Genomic DNA, 18,367 nt, shown 5'->3' on the forward strand with positions numbered 1-18,367 from the left:
ACATTCAACAGGGCTTTTCTAGTTTTTCCAAATACTTTTGTCTCATACCATTATTAGGCATATCCATATATAATAAATATATGGATATGATTCTATTTTCAGGGGGCATTACATATGAAATTGTTTAAACTATATCATTCGGACGGTATTCATATTATTACCGACGTCAAAAAACACAAAACGAATATTGAATTAAAAACAATTACAGGTGAAGTATTATATATTATCGTAGTAACGGATGAAAACTACACGGTGTACGATGATCGTTTTGCTGGTGCTTCAAAGCAATTAAATTCTGTGGAGGCATTTGATATTGACGGAAACTTCCGTAGCCTAGATTTTGATAATATGCGTACACTCTTTAAAGAGGCATTTACGAAGCTATTACAAGAGATTGCAGAATGTGTCAATGATAATGATGAGTTAGTAGATATTGATACACTTCGTCATAAAGTAAGTGCTCAAATTAAAGGTATCCATTTCCGTGTTATTTCTGACACGAAAAAATACGAGATTTAAACACCTAACAGGCTGTCCAATGAAACAATGATGGGACAGTCTGTTTTTTTATGTTTCAATTGTTAATTAGGTAACGCTAATTTTTATCACAGTCACCAGCGAAACAAAACATCTCTTACTACTTTCATGTATAATAGTATTAACTATCTGAAAGAAAGGGTGTTTTGGATTTGAATCGTGAACAATTAATCACACTTATTTCAGAAAAACTGAAATTAATCCGGACCGAAAGAGATTTAACACAGGATCAGATGAGCGATTTCCTTGGACTTTCTAAAAAAACACTTGTTCAAATTGAAAAGGGCCGTATTCAAACTGGCTGGACTACAACGATTGCGGTTTGTGCATTATGCCGAGATAGCACGATTTTACAGCATGAGCTTGGCGGAGATCCACTTGAAGTTGTCGATTTAATCGCTAATAACGGAACCTTACAACCTAAGGAAAAAACAATGGGAGGATACATATGGTGGAAAAATCTTAGCGAGTATAATGGCTATTGCCTACAACAAAATGTCATTAGTCAGCATTTTCGAATTTTAAATACAGACAACTATCGACTACTTTCAACGTTCGACGAGTCAATAGCTAAGCAAGCATGGGAAAATCTTCAAGAATAATTAAATACTGTACTCGCGCATACATACCAAATACTCCTACGTTATGCGCGAGGAGTATAAAAAGTTTGCAAGAACAAGTGTAGTTGCTACTATACTTGCGCTACTAACTTTCTCCATTCGCTCATTTTCTTCATTCGTATGTTCCTTTTGCATTTGTTGGATTATTTTCTTTACTAGCTCTCCCCTCACCTCTCACGCTTTTCATACAAAATAAAAGCACTAGAAAATGAACCGACTATAGCCAATACTCTCCCCTAGCTATTTTCCATCAAGATAGACGAATGAATAAGATAATGAATTCACTTCGTCATATGATAAAAGGTAACTAGAAAACAATCGTTTAAAGTGATATCTTTACAATCAATCTTTTGGTTGAAAGTTACATTGGTAGAATTTTACAATATCACTCTCTATACTTTATAGTAGCTTCTCTAATACTGGAAAGGATGCTTTTTTATGGATCGAATACTAGCAATTAGTGATATACATGGGGAATTAGAACTTTTTGAGGAATTATTATTGAAAGCCAATTATGATACTTTGCAAGATCGATTATTTTTACTTGGCGACTATATTGACCGAGGACCAGCATCTTGTGGCGTTTTAAACTTAGTGGCAGAATTACAGACAAAAGGTGCACGTGTTCTATTAGGAAATCATGAAGCCATCATGCTTAAAGCTTGTCGTTCTGGTCACCCTAAGCCATGGAATCATTGGGTTGGACTTTGCGGTGGCGATGCAACACTTGCAAGCTATGGCTATCAATTAGAAGATTTTAAGGAAGCCATTGAAAACGATACATTACCTAGCTTTATTCAAACCTTACCAAAGCTCGAAGAACATTTACAACTTATCGAAACCTTTGATATTTACATCGAATTAGAGGATGCCATTTTTGTACATGGCGGTGTTGTACCTGGTGTAGCTATGGCAGATACAGATCCTATGGAGTTTTTATGGATACGTGAAGAATTTCACGCAGGTTATCAAGGGAGGAAAACCGTAATCTTTGGCCATACACCTACCTATAAACTTCACCAAAATCCAACAGATTACAATGTCTACTTTGGAGAAAATAATATAATTGGCATTGATGGTGGGGCTGTTTTTGGGGGGCAGTTACATGCATTAGAATGGCCAAGTCGTCAAATACTCTCGGTGGAAAAAGAAAAGCCAACAAGTTAGATTAACCTGTTGGCTTTTCTGCTAATTGAAAGCTTTAATATAATTTAAAAATAACACCTACTAAAGAGTAGACAATAACTGTTGTAAATAAAATTGTCATATGAATAAGTGAGAAAACAAACATTTTTGTTGCCCACTTTGTTTGATCTTTATTACTGCGATAACCGTAAATACTCATAACAAGCCATGCAATGCTTAACAATAGTGCAACAAGCATAATGCCAACACTTAAAGTGCCAAATAAGAAGCTTGATAAGATCAATAAAATTAAATAAAAGTTCGTTTGATAATAAGTACGGCGCATCCCTTTTGCAACTGGGAGCATTGGAACGTTGGCTGCTTCGTAATCAGCATGCTTACGAATAGCAATGGCATAGAAGTGTGGCATCTGCCAAATGACCATAACTAAAAATAGGCCAAGTATCGCAGGATGTGTAATATCATAAGAAACAGCCGTCCAGCCAATGTACGCTGGAATCGCCCCTCCTATACTCCCAACTTCCGTGTTATAAATCGTATGTCGTTTTGTCCACATTGTATAAGGTACTACATATAAAAACACCCCTAAGAGACCAAATGCTGCAGCAAGTGGTGAAGCAAATGCCAACACAGATGCCCCGATAATGAGCATGGCAAAAGCTAAAATTAACGCTGATTTAGCTGACATTTCACCTGTTACAGTTGGTCGACTTTGCGTACGAGGCATTACAGCATCGATGTCGCGATCATACACATTATTAAATGCTCCAGCGGCACCAATAACAAGTGCAGAGCCAATTGTCGCGAAAATAATTTCAGGTATATTTTCTACAAAAGTCATTTTATTTTTGTACATACCTAGCGTTAATCCAGCCCACATAGGAATTAAATTGGATTTAATGATTCCCGTTTTCACTGTCTGCGCTAAAATAGTAGAGCGTGTGGACTTCTCCATTGACTTCTTGGAAGACTGTAGTTTAGGCTCCGTTTTTAGATTTTGTTCCATTCATCTTAATTCCTTTTCTCTCTTAATTTCTCACGCTTTACCATTAGAAAGCGACAAATTATTAAAACAATTATACCTCGGCCTATTTGCTTCATAGGCTTTAAGCCAATTGATGTTAGGTCAATTAGGCGTTTTCAAAGGATCTGAAGGTCTTAGCCTTAGTTCCTCTATTCAGCGGATGCCTTGACACCCTTCACAAAGTAACTTAAAACCACATTCATCTCACCACCTATAGCGGTAGTAGATTTTTAGCAGGTGCTTTGCTTATGTTACCCAAAACATTTGTAACTGCCGTTTCACTTTCGTTACCTAAAACATTTGTAACTGCCGTTTCACTTTCGTTACCTAAAACACATGTAACTGCCGCTTCACTTTCGTTACGAAAAATATGTGCTGAAAAAAGTAAACATATCAAAATATTATTCTACCTCTTCTAGATAAAGTCTGTCTCAATGTTCACATAAAGTACATGATTTTCTTTACTCTTTTTATTTTCATATAGAGATATACGTTCATTCACAGCATCTTCTATGATACCACCGACTGACATGAATTTGAACCTAATTGACTTGATTCTTAGCATATTACTATTCAAGTAAAACAATCTACTCTATACTAAGGTGTATGTTTTAACAATATGAAGGAGTGTCTAACACGTGAAATACGGATTTATCGGCCTTGGAAATATGACTACAGCTATTATTAAAGGAATGTGTAAAAGCGGTGATTTTGATCCTACTTTTATTTATGGCTATAATCGTACCAAAGCAAAAACAACAAAATTAACAACCTCTTACGGTATTCAAGCCGCAAGCTCTATTGAAGATATTATGTCAAAATGTGACGTTATTATCCTTGGTGTCAAACCCCAAATGTTACCAGATGTTTTACCAGAGGTGAAAAAGCATTTACAAGATAACCACGTAATTGTTTCCATCGCTGCTGGTAAAAATATAACATATTTACAAGGTTACCTATCTGAAGTTACCCCTATTGTTCGTGTAATGCCAAATATTAATGCGCTTATCGGTGCCTCTACAAGCTGTTTTACAGCGAGTGAACAAGTATCAGATGTGCAACTTCAGCTTGTCAATTCCCTATTTGAAACAGTTGGTACAATTATCGAGGTGCCTGAAAACTTATTTTCAATATTTACAACGATTGGTGGTGCTTCACCAGCATTCACCTATATGTATATTGACGCTTTAGCACGTGCTGCTGTACGTGAAGGGATGCCAAAAGACATGGCGCTTGATATTGCGGCAAATGCAGTCCTCGGCAGTGCAAAAATGATTTTACAATCACAAGAACACCCTTGGGCACTTGTAGATCAAGTATGCTCTCCAGGTGGGACTACTATCCAAGGTGTATCTTCATTACAAAGCAATCATTTTGAAACAACGATTCACGATGCAGTAACGGCCGTGACTAACAAAGATCGAAGCTTATCAAAATAATATTGATTGCTAAAATAAAACGAAACCGAGACATCTTTAAATGTCTCGGTTTTCATTTTGTTGAAAAAATAATTCTATCAATGGAATTAAGGGTAATTTTAATTAAAGTATAGCTCTTCGGCAAAGCGAGAGGTTGATTACCTTTCCTCTATTGCTGATCCCCAAGGAGTCGCTCAGTCTCCACTCCAATCAACCACTTCACGTAACATGAACTTACTATCATGTAACTATAATTTATATAAAACGAAACTTTAACATCATCGTTTTGTCTGCATAAAAGCGAAGCGTCAGCAACAAATTGTTTTCTGTGCGAAAGCGAAGCGTCAGCAACAACAACATAAGCTTAGGAACGGCTCAACATAACCCCAAAAGAGAATGGCCTTGAACGGAAATCAACTCATTTAAAGGATTTCCTTGACTGTTTTATTTGTCATTGAATATTATCTTGTAATTCCTGTGCTAAAAATGCAGTTAGATCACGTAAATTTTCTGGTGTAACACCGTGACCATCTGGATATTGTTTAAATGTCACAGTAGCACCAAATTGCTCAAACTTTTCTTTACTTTCTACGCCCCATTGTGACGGGATGACATAATCATAATCACCGTGAGAAATAAATGCATGTAAATGATTGACTGGGCGAATTGCATATTCCTCTGTAACGAATTTTGGCGTGTAGCCACTTAATGCTACTATTCCTGTAATTAAATTCCCCATTGCAAAAGCAAGTGACTGTGCCAAAACTGCCCCTTGACTGAATCCAAGTACGTACACTTTGTGTGGATCAATTTGATATTCAGCAATAGCCTCTAGAACAAATTGTTGTAGAGCCACTAAAACTTTATCGAAAACTTCGCGGTCTGGTTTACCAACCTCCTGGATTGCGAAAAAAGCATAGCCAGTTTTTTGCGTAATAGGGCCACGTAAGCTAAATACATGGCATTGCTCTTTAAAGTCCTGTACTAATTGTGGTAAATCGTCTTCATTACTACCCATTCCATGTAATAAAAAAATCGCTGGATATTTTTTATTTGGGTCCATATTCGTTGGTTGTGTATGTTTAAATGTAAACGGTGTATTCATTTTAAAATTCCTTTCAGGTGAACTTAGTGTCACCTTATTATACTGCATAATATATCTAGACAAAAACAGGATTGCTCCGTTATCATAAATAGCTTTTTCTATAGACTCGTCACCATAACGATAGAATGATGTCTGTCCGATCAGGCACTTTCCTAAGGAATACGGTAAGCAGCTTGAGATACGATGCTATTATGTACAAAAACTCAACAAAAGCACATGATGGTCACGATTGCGTTTTAAAGTTTTACTTTATTAATAATCCCATCAGTGTGATAAGCAATATAGCCGTTAATTATGCGAATTGTTTCTTGTGGATCTGCGTTAAATAGCACTTTTGATTGCTCTGGTGTTGAGACAAGTACTGTTAGTAAATCTACACGCATGGAATGTCCTGCAGAGCTATACGCATAATCGTAAACAATATCTTCCTCTGTCATATTTTCTGTCACATACTGCTTATGAAACAATTCCTTTGCGGCATCCATTTGTTCCGCGACCTGCTGACGAATACGCATTTGATGCATCAATAGCTCTTCCTCAAGTACCGTGGTCTTTAACCACTCTTTCTTTTCGAGCATCTTCAAAAATTCTTTTTCCCAAACTTGCTCAATTTCTGTAAAATACAGCATATTCATCATTAACATATCCCAAAAATCAACTTGAGATGGTGTTGATTTACGCTGCATCTCTATTGCCGCTTTAAAGTGCTCTTCAACCTTTGTAATATTCATGTTGCGCACTAAATGATTACATACATTTTCAATAAATTTATTTGCTGTTTCTTGCGCCATCAAAAAACCCGTCCTTTATATCTACAAATCAATTCCTCCCTATCATACCATGATTGTAGAATATAAAGAAACGGTTAACGTTTAAGTCTGCAATGTATGCTCACCTTGTACTTTAGACGCAGAAATTGAATCTAAAATATACTTTGCATCATCGTGAAGCGTTTGGTAGTTCTCCTGTAATGTTCTTGGAGATACAGGTTTACTAAATAAGAAGCCCTGTATAGTATCACACTGGCTTGCTACTAGATATGATAGCTGTTCTATCTCTTCTATTCCTTCTGCGACTACCTTTAACTGTAGATGCTTGGCCATAGAGAGAATCATGTCAACTAATGCTTTATCAGTAGTGTTCGATTGTATTTTCTGAACGAAAGACCTGTCAATTTTTAAGCAATCTATAGGGAAATCCTTTAAATAAGATAATGATGAATAGCCTGTCCCAAAATCATCTACCGCGATTGTAACCCCAAGTGCCTTCAATTTGTGTAAGATCGTCGTCATATGATCAATATTGATCGTCATACTTTCTGTTATTTCGAGTTGCAAATATTTGGGCTCTAATTGTGTTTTCTCAAGAACATTATGAATTATTTCAACTAAATTTTGCTGAAAAAGTTGACCTAACGACAGATTGACCGCTACTTTAATCGGTGGCAATCCAGCAGCTTCCCATCTCTTTACTTGTTGACAGGCTGTTTCTAGTACCCATTGTCCAATAGGAATAATTAATCCAGATTCCTCTGCAATTGGAATAAAGACTCCCGGCGAAATCCACCCCTTCTTTGGATGCTGCCATCTAACTAAAGCCTCTACCGACTTAATTTGACCCGTACGTAAATCAAGCTGCGGTTGATATTCTAAAAAAAGCTCTTGATTTGCTAAAGCATCATGTAAATCATTTTCTAATATAAGACGTTCAGTCGTTTCTTCAGAGATCGAAGACTCATAAAATCGTATACGCGTTGGCATCTTCTGCGCTTCATGCATAGCATAAAGTGCAAATCTAATAAGCTCCTCTTCTTTATAAGAATCTGTTGGAAATAAAGCGATACCAATATTTAATTGACTATTTAAAGAAAAATGTTGAATTTGGAATGATTCTTCCATGACAACTTGAAGTTGTTGACTAAGTTGCGTCAATTGATGGGTATTGCTCACCTCATCAATATACACGACGAAATAGTCTTCTCTCAGCATGCAAAGTAAATGCTTCTCCGGTAAAACATTTTTCAATCTTTGCGCGATTAAGCCTATCATTTGGTCTGCATATGTACTACCTAAAGACGCTTTAATCGCAGTAATTCTTTCTATACCGATTGCAAGTATTGCCTTTGGTGATTTAGATATGTATAAATCTTTTTTTAAAGTTTCCATTAAAAAACGCTTATTTGGCAAATTTGTAATCTCATTATGGTAAGCCATGAAATGCATTTTTTCACGAGATTCTTCTAAATGCTTTTGTGTATCGATTAACTGCTGAAAAGGTTTTTCGATCGATGAAAAATAAATTGCTCTAAATAAAAGATAAGAAGCACCTAACTCAAAAATATGTCCAATGAAGTTTTTAATATCATAAACATCTTGATAAATTGTATAAAGAAAATCGCTCATTATTAAATAAATAGAACTACCAAATAATAAAAATACGATTTTAGGAGATTTTTCAAAATTTTTAAGCAATAGGACCATAATCACTAGATGTATCGCTACAGCTATATATTGCAAAGTATTTTTTAAAACAGTAGGACCTTCACTTTCTATCAAAAGTGGTGGCAATATAGGTGTCGGGGCATAGATGACTACAAAACAAACAGTGATTATTAGAAACGGCAAGCTATAAATAAACCAACGATAAATTGATTTTATTTCCTTCTCCTTTATAAATAATATAATGAGAAAACCAATCGATAATAGTAATCGACAAAACATGTAAAACCATGTTGATGCATACGGCGTACTTTCAGTAATGAAAAATGGCATTCCTTTATAGGAAAGTGCATGAGCCATTTCTAATAAGCTAATTGTTAAAAATAATGCCCCAACATAGAGGACTCTATTCGATAAAATATAAGGTGTAATTAACCATGTCTGAATAGAAATAGACATTGTCACTACAGTAATAAGCATTTCCATCATTAAATGAATCGTTACATAATTGTTCTCTCCAAATATCCCATAAAATTTATCACTACCCAAACCAATTACGATTAATAAAATGATTGATAATAGGATAAATTGAATGCTCTGCTTCACAAATGAAAAATCCTCATTAAATTTCCACATCATAACTCCCTTCTTAAGCTCTAAATATTTTCCTCCATCTACTATTTCATTGACGGGTTTTAGGATAATTATACTATAGAATTATTGTGAATAATCAACTTTTTAACCAAAAGAAGAATAAAAAATCAGGACTAAATCATAAAATAAAGTGAAACTTTAATAAGCAAAAAGGATTCTTCATCCTACACCGATTATTAATCTTTACTAATTGGGCTTTTTTCGAAAAGTATCGCTACAAAAACATGTGCTGAATGAAAGTAAAAAAGATGCCTCATCTTTTGAGACATCTTCTCTATTTGCTATGAAAATACATAACTATCCATATTATCTATTGTATTTTGGATAGCATCTTTCAACGATCGCTGATGCTCGGCACAAGCCGCTAGTGACTCCTCCAATGTAATCGCAGCATTTGCCATAAACGGTGCCATCTGCAAATCCTTCGCTAATTGAATAAGAACAAGTGCTTTATTCCATTTCCAACGCGCATTATTTGGATCTAAGTTAATAGCTTGCTCTAAGTAGCCAAGTGCATCGAATGGCATCCATCCAAAGCGGTGCATCGTTTGACCTGTGATTCCCCAATATACCGCCTTGTTAGGGTTTTCTTTTACTGCTTGTTTAAAACAATGAACACTCTCGTTGTAATGATGTGCAAACAAAAACAGTTCACCCTGTGTAAAAAATGAATTGGCTCTTCCACTCGGAGTGCCTGTTGTCGCTATAGCCTCTAGTTCTTTAATACGATTTGAAAACTCTCCTTCATCTTCTATCGCACGAATTTCGACGACGGTATCCGATTCAGGATAGCTTTCATCTGCTCGTTCTGCATGTTGGGTTTCCACAGACAGCGTAGGTTTTGGATAGCTCGCAAAATCATACTCTTCTAATAATTTAATATATTTATGAGCCAACTTTTTCTCATTTTCACTAGTAACTTGCTTAGCTACCTCATAGCACTTCATTAGTTCACCATTATAAAAATAATCATCCATTGTCATTCATTATTCCTCCAATGTACAACTCTTCAGTATATTTAGTATACACTACAAAATCAATTATGCCTCGACATAATTGATTCCATAATCGGTTGGAGGCTTTACCTTCTTTCAACAATAGAGGTAGAAGACTTCAGTAACTGCCGCTTCACTTTCACTATAAAAAAGACTGATCAAAAATAACTTTTGATACAGTCTCAGCTTTGCTTATTTTTTTAGTACTTCTTTATTTAGAAATGTACGTAAATCTTCTTCTGGTAATGCACCTTCAAAACGTTTAACCTCTTTACCACCCTCAAAGCGAATAAAAGTTGGTGTCGCATTAATATGATATTTATTCCATAAATCTTCGTATTCCCAAACATTTAATTGAGCAATATCAACACCAAGCTTTTTAGCAATAGGCATTAGCACTGGTGTAAAAGCTTTACAGTGTACACATGTCGGACTGAAGAAATAAGCATTTACATCTTCACCAGCTTTTAATTTTTTTTCAAGTTCGTCTGGTAACATAATATTTTGGTAATTTTTATCATCCAATTGATCAATTGTTTCTTGTTTTAGATCTTTGTCGCCATAAAGTTTCTCTGCGCCTGCTAATTTGCTATTGTTCGAGACTTTAGTTAACACAATAATTGCTGCAAATAACAAAACAATTACCGATCCAATAATTAGTAGTTTTTTCACGAGAATGTATTCCTCCCTTTCCACACTAAAAAACCCTATTTTTAGTGTATTCGCGATTGATTATAAATGGTTTTTAAATCCTAGTAAACTAATTAGTCTTTCAAAATGACTTTTTTCATAATTCAAACATATTTCGCTCCAAATTTGGAAACATACATATAACATCTATAATGCTCAATACGAATGTGGAGTGGATAAATAAAATGAAACACACTATCCGAAATATTTTTCAAATTTATAAAAGTGATATCCATAATATATTAACAAACTGGGTAGTTGCTGTCATTATTGGTGGGCTCATTTTTTTACCTTCTCTTTATGCGTGGCTTAATATTTACGCCTCTATGGATCCCTATGCCCATACTGCCAACATGAAAATTGCAGTTGTCAACGAAGACACAGGCGCGAATGTTAGAGGAGAAGATATTAATGTTGGTAACGAGGTAGTAGACAATTTAAGTACTAATCAAAACTTTACTTGGGAGTTTACTTCTCATGAACAAGCTATAAATGACTTAAAAAATGGGGACTATTTTGCGGTTATAGTTGTCCCTAATGATTTTTCACAAAAGCTGACCTCCATACTGTCAAATGTGCCTACAAAAGCGCATATCGATTATTATGTAAATGAAAAAATCAATCCAATCGCTCCTAAAATCACAAGTAAAGGTGCAAGTGGCCTAACGCAACAAGTAACTAATGAGTTTATTTCAACTGTCAGCGGAACACTTTTCTCTATTTTTAATACGGTCGGTGTTGAGATGGAACGGGAAATTCCCGACTTTAGAAAATTTGAAAATTATATTTTTACAATCGAACAACATCTCCCAGATATCGAAACATATTTAGCGCAAGCTGCTAAAGGTGGAAAAGAAGCTGAGACATTACTAAACCACACAATTACCCAAGTTCCCGAAGTTGAGAAATTAACGAATGATGGTCTAACCACGATCCATCAAGGTTTAAATTTGATCAATGAAGCTGATACATTGTTCAATGAGCTATCCCCTATCATCAAAAAAGATCTAGAAGCAGTACAAAATATTGCTCAACGATTTACAGATATAATAGGGAAGCTTCAAAATGCGAATGTAGATTCAGCTACCATTGCACAAATAAAAGATACAATTAAAAATCAGCTAGATGCATCACGTGAGAAAGTAACTACTAGCATTCAAACAATTGAAGCGCTTCAAAAATTAACACAAGCTGACGCTTCGACTCGTAAACAGCTTGAAAACAAGGTTCAAAACATCCAGACGACACTACAGCAAAGTAATTCTGAAGATGTGAAGACTTTACTAACTAACAATAAAATAATTGAACAACTTGAAACTATACGTGGAGATTTACAGGCAAATCCTAGTTTTACTGATTATTCTTTTAGCACTCTAACCGCTTTAAATCAGCTGAATACATTACTAACGGACATCTCAAGTAAAGTACAGCAGTTAAATACGATAGATGTCGAAACGATAAAAAAAGACCTTGCTGATGTGCAAAGCGTCGCCCAAAATGTTTCTAACAATCTGCAGCAATTCCTTACTCATTATAACGATCAGTTAGAGCCACAAATTCATACGACTTTAGCTTCTGCCAAAAATACATTAACAAATGCAGCAACAATGCTGACGAATGTAAAAAGTTTTCTGCCTCAAGCAACAGATCGTTTAACAAATGCTAAAAATATGTTAGCCACGGCTAATAAGACGCTTGGTACAGTACAAACGAATTTCCCTGCTTTAAGTTCAAAAATTAAGGACCTTGCAGACAAGCTGAGAACTTTAGAAAGTGAAGCCGATATTTCAGAAATCGTTCAATTATTGAAAAACGACGTTAATGCAGAACGAGATTTCTTTGAGGAGCCTATTAAGCTTCAGGAACATAGAATGTTTCCAATTGCTAATTATGGAACAGCTATGACACCGTTTTACACTGTACTTTCCATCTGGGTTGGTTGTTTATTATTAATTTCTCTTCTATCTGTCAATATTCACAATAATGATCATTACAGTATTCGCCAAGTTTACTTTGGACGTTTATTAACATTTGCAACTTTTTCATTTATACAAACGCTCATTATTACAATTGGAGATATTGTTATTTTAAACGGGTCCATTAGTGCCCCTTACTTCTTTATTCCATTTGGGCTATTTATTAGCTTAGTGTTCGTTACGATTGTCTATACACTAGTATCCGTATTCGGAAATGTCGGAAAGGCTTTAGCCATTGTCATGTTAGTACTGCAAATTGCAGGTTCTGGTGGCACATATCCAGTAGAATTACTACCCGGATTTTTTCAAATTATAAATCCATTTCTTCCATTTACTTATGCAATTGAAATGATGCGCGAGGCAGTTGGTGGTATTATTTGGTCAAAGGTATGGGTTGATCTAGCCTTTTTATCATTCTTCTGGCTCATTTTCATTCTATTTGGTTTCTTCTTGAAAAAATTACTGAGTGAGAAAATGGAACATTTCATGAACAAAACACGCGGATCAGATATATTTCATTGATTTTCACTTGCCTCCTTGTAAATATTTCAACGAACAATGTTATAATGGGCGTATTGTAAACATATAGGAGGCGCTTTTGTTGAAAAAACTTCTATCTATTTTTGCTTTGTCGTTATTAGTGTTAAGTGCTTGTGGTGAAGATAAACAAGCTGTTGAAAAAAATCAGAATGAAGCACAAAAAGAAGCTTCACACGAAGAACATGCACATGCTACTGGAGATATTCAGGAGGAAACTTCATCAGCGGATGTTTTACCATCATTTTTAAACAATAAATCAGAAGATATTCGCTTAGTGTATCAAATCGCTGGACAATCTACAGAAATTTTAGAGTGGATGCCCTGCTATTGTGGCTGTGGCGAATCAGCTGGACATAAAAGCAATTTAAACTGCTTTATTGAAGAAAAACGAGAGGATGGAACAATTGTCTGGGATGATCATGGTACCCGTTGTCTCGTTTGCCTAGAAATTGCTGTACAAGCTGCAAAGATGCATAAAGATGGTATGGACCTCAAAGAAATTCGTCAAACAATTGATAATAACTATAAAGAAGGCTACGCAAAACCAACTCCGACTGATATGCCTGCTTAATAACAAAAAACTCATCGTTATGATGAGTTTTTTTGTTATTTAACAAGTTGTAACACTGTTTTAAAATGTGGATGATCTGCACGCTGCAATAACTCGTATAAAATCATTTCCACGCTTGTTGGTAAAATTCCAAGAGCCTTCATCTTCTCAAGTCCTACCTCTTTATTGGCCTTTGTCCGAGACGACACTGCATCAGCAACCACTTCAACCTCAAACCCTTGCTCTTTTAGCTGTCGAGCTGTTTGATAGACGCAAATATGTGTTTCGATACCTGTCACGATAAATTGAGAACGACCACTTGCCTTCAATGCATCTATAAACTCGTGTTCCTGGCATGCACTAAAAGCCAATTTAGCGATAGGTTGTTGCTCTTTAATATGCTGAGCAATTTCTAACGCTGTCCCACCTAAACGACTAGGATTTTGTTCAAGCCATAAAATCGGTATCTCCAATGCTTCCATAGCTTGTACCAGCTTGGTCACATTTTCAATCACCGATTCACTTTCATCAACAATTGTCGCTAACTTCCCTTGTACATCAACGACAACTAAACACGCCTCTTCTATTGTAAACATCAAAACACCCCTTAAATCCATATTCACAGTTCATTATACCGAAAGTTACTGGGTTTTGTGAAAGGTTAGAAAAATATCGTCCTTTCAGTAGACCACCCTTCACGATATTTAATCTACACCATCTCTGGGCTCAGACCTCACCCACGCAATGTGTCCTTCTGAGGAGGAATATGCAAGTGAGTACATATTTGGGGAGGAATTATTCCTCACATAAACAAACACGAACATTTTATAATTTCACCGATGAAGCAATGTATTAAATCACGAAGTATTAACTCATATTGACATATCTATATGTCTATTTGTTCGTGTTTAATCTTCAATATCGATTATAAATTTAACTCAATTTTGTACATTTTGTTGCGAGCCTGTCATTATTCTGCTCGAATAGTGAGAATTTTATTTTTTCTCTTGAAAATTGAGTTATAATCCAGTAAAGTGCTTTTATCCGCTTTAACGGTCGGTATATATTTCTAAGTTCTTAAATGCAAAAGTTTGCTAGATGATATTGAACTGACTGTAAAAGCATGATAGATTCATCAACCAATTAGTAGGAACTAAATAACCTATGAATAAGGTTTAACCTTATAAAACCAAACAAGGAGTGTACCACTTTGACACAACGTGCATACAATTTTAACGCAGGACCATCTGCCCTACCACTAGAAGTATTAGAAAAAGCCCAACAACAATTAGTAAACTTCCGTGACTCAGGCATGTCTATTATGGAAATGAGCCACCGTAGTGCCATTTTCGATGAAGTACATAATGAAGCAATTGCTTTATTGAAAAAGCTTTATGCTATCCCAGAAAACTATGAAGTCCTTTTCCTACAAGGTGGAGCTAGTCTTCAATTTACGATGATTCCAATGAACTTCCTTCAAGCAGATCAAAAAGCAAGCTACGTATTATCAGGGTCATGGTCTGAAAAAGCAATCAAAGAGGCTAAATTATTTGGTACGCCTGTAGAAGCTGCGAGTACAAAAGAAAATAAATACCGTAATATCCCTGCTTTAGCGGATATTCAATACAATGAAGAGGATGCATATTTGCATATTACTTCAAACAATACGATTTACGGTACACAATGGAAGGAATTCCCTGAAACAGGAAATGTACCTTTAATCGCGGATATGTCTAGTGATATTCTTTCTAAACCAGTTGATGTAAGTAAATTTGGTCTTATTTATGCAGGGGCACAAAAAAATCTTGGTCCATCTGGGGTAACAGTAGTTATTATTCGCAAAGATTTGTTAGAGAAAGCGAATAAAAACATTCCTACAATGTTAAAATATTCAACGCATGCTGACAGCAACTCTTTATACAATACGCCACCAACTTTCGGTATCTATATGTTAGGTGAAGTATTAAAATGGGTAGAATCAAAAGGCGGCGTTGTAGAAATTGAGAAGCACAATGAGTTAAAGGCAAAAGTCATTTATGATGCCATTGACAATAGCAACGGATTCTATAAAGGCCATGCAACACCAGAAAGCCGTTCTTTAATGAATATCACTTTCCGTGTTACTGACGAGGAGCTAGAGAAGCAATTCCTTGCTGAAGCAAAAGCAGCAGGCTTTGTTGGACTTAATGGACACCGTTCTGTAGGAGGCTGCCGTGCTTCTACTTATAATGCTGTACCGTTAGAGGCTTGCGAAGCATTACGTGACTTTATGGTAGAATTCCAACAAAAACATCAATAATAAAAAAATCGACGAATGATTTATTTAAAATCATTCGTCTTTTTTATTATTTGCGATCGAAGTCAAATTTCCATGATATATCTTTTCATAGGATAAGAGCAATAATAGTCAAGAGGCATTAAAGCTCCTAGTAGAACAACATAGTTATGATAAAAGGGGTAATTCCTAGTGAAACCTCACTTGGAATTACCCCTTTCTTTAAGTATTATCATCTCAAATTTTGCAAAGCTTCAGGTTTACACTCGGGACATTTACCGTAAATCTCAAATTTATGGTTTTCAATTTCATAGTCTGGCAGCTTTTCTCCAAGCATTTCCATAGGGCAGAGATTTAGTTCCTTCACATTGCCACAATCCATACAAATAAAATGATGGTGATGATGTTCAGATTCACAATGCATACGGAAATTCCGCTCCCCTGATAACTCAGTTTCATCCAGTATTCCTAGCTTCACAAACGTTGAAAGGTTGCGATAAATCGTATCGAAACTCATACCTGGAAAATCTTTTTTCAAAACACCTAATAAATCTCGAGCAGTTAAATATTTATCTGTTGCTGCAAACATATCTAATATTAACTCCCGCTTATCTGTTTTTTTATAGCCGTTTTCTTTTAAAATTCCCCACGCTTTAGAAACGTTCACTGCGCTACCTCCTCCCGTTTTGTAGCCATTTTATATACTATTTTCTTCACTAGAATAACAAGTAACAAAATTAAGATAGAAGTAACGACAATTGTACCACCAGGTGCTAAATCTAAATAGAAAGCACTAACTAAACCGACTAACACAGCCGCTTCGCCAAAGACAATTGCATAGATGATTGTTTGCTTAAAGCCCTTTGCAAGTCGCATTGCAGCAGCCACTGGTAACGTCATAAGTGATGATACAAGTAAAATGCCGACGATGCGCATACTTGCAGCAATAACAAGCGCTGTAACAATCATAAATAAAAGATGAATCCAGCGTGCAGGTAGACCGCTAGCTTTTGCATATTCCTCGTCAAAAGATAAAACAAAGAGTTCCTTGAAAAAGATAAACAAAAAGATAATGACAACAACTGCAATCCCTACTACTACCCATAAATCCTGACGTGATACAGCTGACACCGAACCAAATAAATAGCTCATTAAATCGGTGCTAAAGCCGCTTGCAAGCGAGATAAAGATTGCACTAATACCAATCCCACCTGACATAATGATCGGAATAGCAAGCTCTTCATAGTGCTTATATACACGTCTTAGACGCTCAATTAAAATGGAACCGCTGACAGAAGCCAGTATACCTAAGTAAATTGGATTTAGCATTGCCAAGGCTGTAACAGATTGACTGATATATAAGCTTCCCGCTATACCTGCCAGTGTCACATGTGATAAGGCATCAGCAATAAGTGAGAGCCTTCGAACGACAATAAAAACACCTAGCAGCGGTGCCAATATGCCAATAACTAGCCCAGAGAAAAAGGCATTTTGTAAAAATTCATAGTTAAATATTGCTTCAATCATTAGCCTTCTCCTTCTAGTGAATCTTTCTCACAGAATGACCGTACCAAGCATCAAGCGCATCGTGAGAAATTGTATCAAATTCATTTTTGTAACCGTGGAAGTGAATAGTTTGATTTAAACATGCTACATGACTGATACGGTTGGACACTGTATCCACATCGTGTGTAACAAGAATCATTGTAATTCCCTGTTCCCGATTCAATTTCGCCAGCATATCATAAAAGGACTGCACATTCTCGTGATCAATGCCGACAGTTGGTTCATCTAATACTAATAGCTTCGGTTCACTAACTAATGCCCTTGCAATAAAGACACGTTGCTGTTGCCCACCAGATAACTCTCCAATATTACGATTCATAAATGCTTCCATTCCAACAGCTTTTAATGCTTCTAAGACGTTTTCCTTTGCATTTCGTCCAGGTCTTTTAAATAAGCCTAATTTTTTGGATAATCCACTTTTCACAACTTCTTGTACGGTTGCTGGAAACCCTGAATTGAAGGCATTCGATTTTTGTGACACATACCCAATCCATTCACGATGCTTAAAAGTCGTACTTGGTTCACCAAATAGTTTAATTTCTCCAGACATTGGTTTTAGTAACCCTAAAATAATTTTTAATAATGTAGATTTCCCAGAACCGTTTGGACCTAGAAGTGCTAAAAAATCTCCCTCTTCCACACGGAAAGAGATATTTTTTAATACTTGTGTATAGTCATATTGAAATGACACGTTTTCAATATCAATTAATGATGCTTTCATGTATGTTCTCTTCTTTCTAATTCAAAATCATTACGATTTAACAAGTTGTAAGTATAAATGAAAGTACAGTTTTTGTAAAGAAAATAAGATTTTCATAACGTGTGGTTGATTT

At 35.7% G+C, this 18,367-nt stretch carries 18 protein-coding genes; 7 read left to right on the forward strand and 11 right to left on the reverse strand.

The features are described from left to right. The first annotated feature begins 114 nt into the window (after nucleotides 1-114). From ABNX05_RS14390 to ABNX05_RS14400, 3 genes are all read left to right on the forward strand, one after another. The gene (locus tag ABNX05_RS14390; RefSeq protein WP_349660343.1) at nucleotides 115-519 is read left to right on the forward strand and encodes a hypothetical protein; all 405 of its coding nucleotides are present in this window, start codon (nucleotides 115-117) and stop codon (nucleotides 517-519) included. 170 nt (nucleotides 520-689) lie between these two features. After that, complete coding sequence (locus tag ABNX05_RS14395; protein WP_349660344.1) at nucleotides 690-1,139, forward strand: helix-turn-helix transcriptional regulator; 450 nt, start codon at nucleotides 690-692, stop codon at nucleotides 1,137-1,139. A gap of 456 nt (nucleotides 1,140-1,595) precedes the next feature. Then, entirely contained in the window at nucleotides 1,596-2,324 is a 729-nt protein-coding gene (locus ABNX05_RS14400) for a metallophosphoesterase (RefSeq protein WP_349660345.1), read from the forward strand. 34 nt (nucleotides 2,325-2,358) lie between these two features. Here ABNX05_RS14400 and cyoE read toward each other — a convergent pair whose 3' ends face one another. Continuing rightward, nucleotides 2,359-3,309: a heme o synthase gene (cyoE, locus tag ABNX05_RS14405; RefSeq protein ID WP_349660346.1), complete on the reverse strand. Its 951-nt coding sequence runs from the start codon at nucleotides 3,307-3,309 to the stop codon at nucleotides 2,359-2,361. 229 nt (nucleotides 3,310-3,538) lie between these two features. Beyond that, a complete protein-coding gene (locus ABNX05_RS14410; RefSeq protein WP_349660347.1) occupies nucleotides 3,539-3,724 on the reverse strand; it encodes a hypothetical protein in 186 nt (61 codons plus the stop codon). Nucleotides 3,725-3,965: 241 nt separating this feature from the next. On the opposite strand from ABNX05_RS14410, the gene proC reads away from it, so the two are divergent. Further along, the gene (gene proC, locus ABNX05_RS14415) at nucleotides 3,966-4,766 is read left to right on the forward strand and encodes a pyrroline-5-carboxylate reductase (RefSeq protein ID WP_349660348.1); all 801 of its coding nucleotides are present in this window, start codon (nucleotides 3,966-3,968) and stop codon (nucleotides 4,764-4,766) included. A 430-nt stretch (nucleotides 4,767-5,196) separates the two neighbouring features. On the opposite strand, the gene ABNX05_RS14420 is transcribed toward proC, so the two are convergent. The 5 genes from ABNX05_RS14420 to ABNX05_RS14440 form a co-directional block, all read right to left on the reverse strand. Further along, nucleotides 5,197-5,850: an alpha/beta hydrolase gene (locus ABNX05_RS14420; protein WP_349660469.1), complete on the reverse strand. Its 654-nt coding sequence runs from the start codon at nucleotides 5,848-5,850 to the stop codon at nucleotides 5,197-5,199. A gap of 236 nt (nucleotides 5,851-6,086) precedes the next feature. Further along, entirely contained in the window at nucleotides 6,087-6,641 is a 555-nt protein-coding gene (locus ABNX05_RS14425) for a hypothetical protein (RefSeq protein ID WP_349660349.1), read from the reverse strand. A gap of 81 nt (nucleotides 6,642-6,722) precedes the next feature. Further along, nucleotides 6,723-8,927: a bifunctional diguanylate cyclase/phosphodiesterase gene (locus ABNX05_RS14430; RefSeq protein WP_349660350.1), complete on the reverse strand. Its 2,205-nt coding sequence runs from the start codon at nucleotides 8,925-8,927 to the stop codon at nucleotides 6,723-6,725. Between the two features lie 296 nt (nucleotides 8,928-9,223). Further along, nucleotides 9,224-9,925, reverse strand: a complete 702-nt coding sequence (locus ABNX05_RS14435) for an O-linked GlcNAc transferase (protein WP_349660351.1) — start codon at nucleotides 9,923-9,925, stop codon at nucleotides 9,224-9,226. A 204-nt stretch (nucleotides 9,926-10,129) separates the two neighbouring features. After that, entirely contained in the window at nucleotides 10,130-10,609 is a 480-nt protein-coding gene (locus tag ABNX05_RS14440) for a thioredoxin family protein (protein WP_349660352.1), read from the reverse strand. Nucleotides 10,610-10,812: 203 nt separating this feature from the next. Here ABNX05_RS14440 and ABNX05_RS14445 point away from each other — a divergent pair, with 203 nt between their 5' ends. Together ABNX05_RS14445 and ABNX05_RS14450 are read left to right on the forward strand one after the other, a co-directional pair. Continuing rightward, nucleotides 10,813-13,125, forward strand: coding sequence for a YhgE/Pip family protein (locus tag ABNX05_RS14445; RefSeq protein ID WP_349660353.1), 2,313 nt, complete (start codon nucleotides 10,813-10,815; stop codon nucleotides 13,123-13,125). 79 nt (nucleotides 13,126-13,204) lie between these two features. Next, nucleotides 13,205-13,714: a PCYCGC motif-containing (lipo)protein gene (locus tag ABNX05_RS14450; RefSeq protein ID WP_349660354.1), complete on the forward strand. Its 510-nt coding sequence runs from the start codon at nucleotides 13,205-13,207 to the stop codon at nucleotides 13,712-13,714. 35 nt (nucleotides 13,715-13,749) lie between these two features. Here the strand turns inward: ABNX05_RS14450 and ABNX05_RS14455 are convergent, their stop codons facing one another. After that, nucleotides 13,750-14,289 carry a hydrolase gene (locus ABNX05_RS14455; protein WP_349660355.1) on the reverse strand — a complete coding sequence of 180 codons (540 nt, stop codon included), beginning with the start codon at nucleotides 14,287-14,289 and terminating at the stop codon, nucleotides 13,750-13,752. 614 nt (nucleotides 14,290-14,903) lie between these two features. Between ABNX05_RS14455 and serC the strand changes: the two genes are divergently transcribed. Further along, entirely contained in the window at nucleotides 14,904-15,992 is a 1,089-nt protein-coding gene (gene serC / locus ABNX05_RS14460; RefSeq protein WP_349660356.1) for a 3-phosphoserine/phosphohydroxythreonine transaminase, read from the forward strand. 208 nt (nucleotides 15,993-16,200) lie between these two features. On the opposite strand, the gene ABNX05_RS14465 is transcribed toward serC, so the two are convergent. The 3 genes from ABNX05_RS14465 to ABNX05_RS14475 are packed head-to-tail and all read right to left on the reverse strand — an operon-like array spanning nucleotide 16,201 to nucleotide 18,255. Further along, on the reverse strand, nucleotides 16,201-16,635 hold the full coding sequence (locus ABNX05_RS14465) for a Fur family transcriptional regulator (RefSeq protein WP_349660357.1): 435 nt from the start codon (nucleotides 16,633-16,635) through the stop codon (nucleotides 16,201-16,203). Next, nucleotides 16,632-17,495, reverse strand: coding sequence for a metal ABC transporter permease (locus tag ABNX05_RS14470; RefSeq protein WP_349660358.1), 864 nt, complete (start codon nucleotides 17,493-17,495; stop codon nucleotides 16,632-16,634). Before ABNX05_RS14470 ends, ABNX05_RS14465 begins: the two co-directional genes overlap by 4 nt. 13 nt (nucleotides 17,496-17,508) lie before the next feature. Then, nucleotides 17,509-18,255, reverse strand: coding sequence for a metal ABC transporter ATP-binding protein (locus tag ABNX05_RS14475; RefSeq protein ID WP_349660359.1), 747 nt, complete (start codon nucleotides 18,253-18,255; stop codon nucleotides 17,509-17,511). Nucleotides 18,256-18,367 lie beyond the last annotated feature (112 nt).

The sequence above is a fragment of the Lysinibacillus zambalensis genome (genome assembly GCF_040183165.1).
Lineage (GTDB): Bacteria > Bacillota > Bacilli > Bacillales_A > Planococcaceae > Lysinibacillus > Lysinibacillus zambalensis.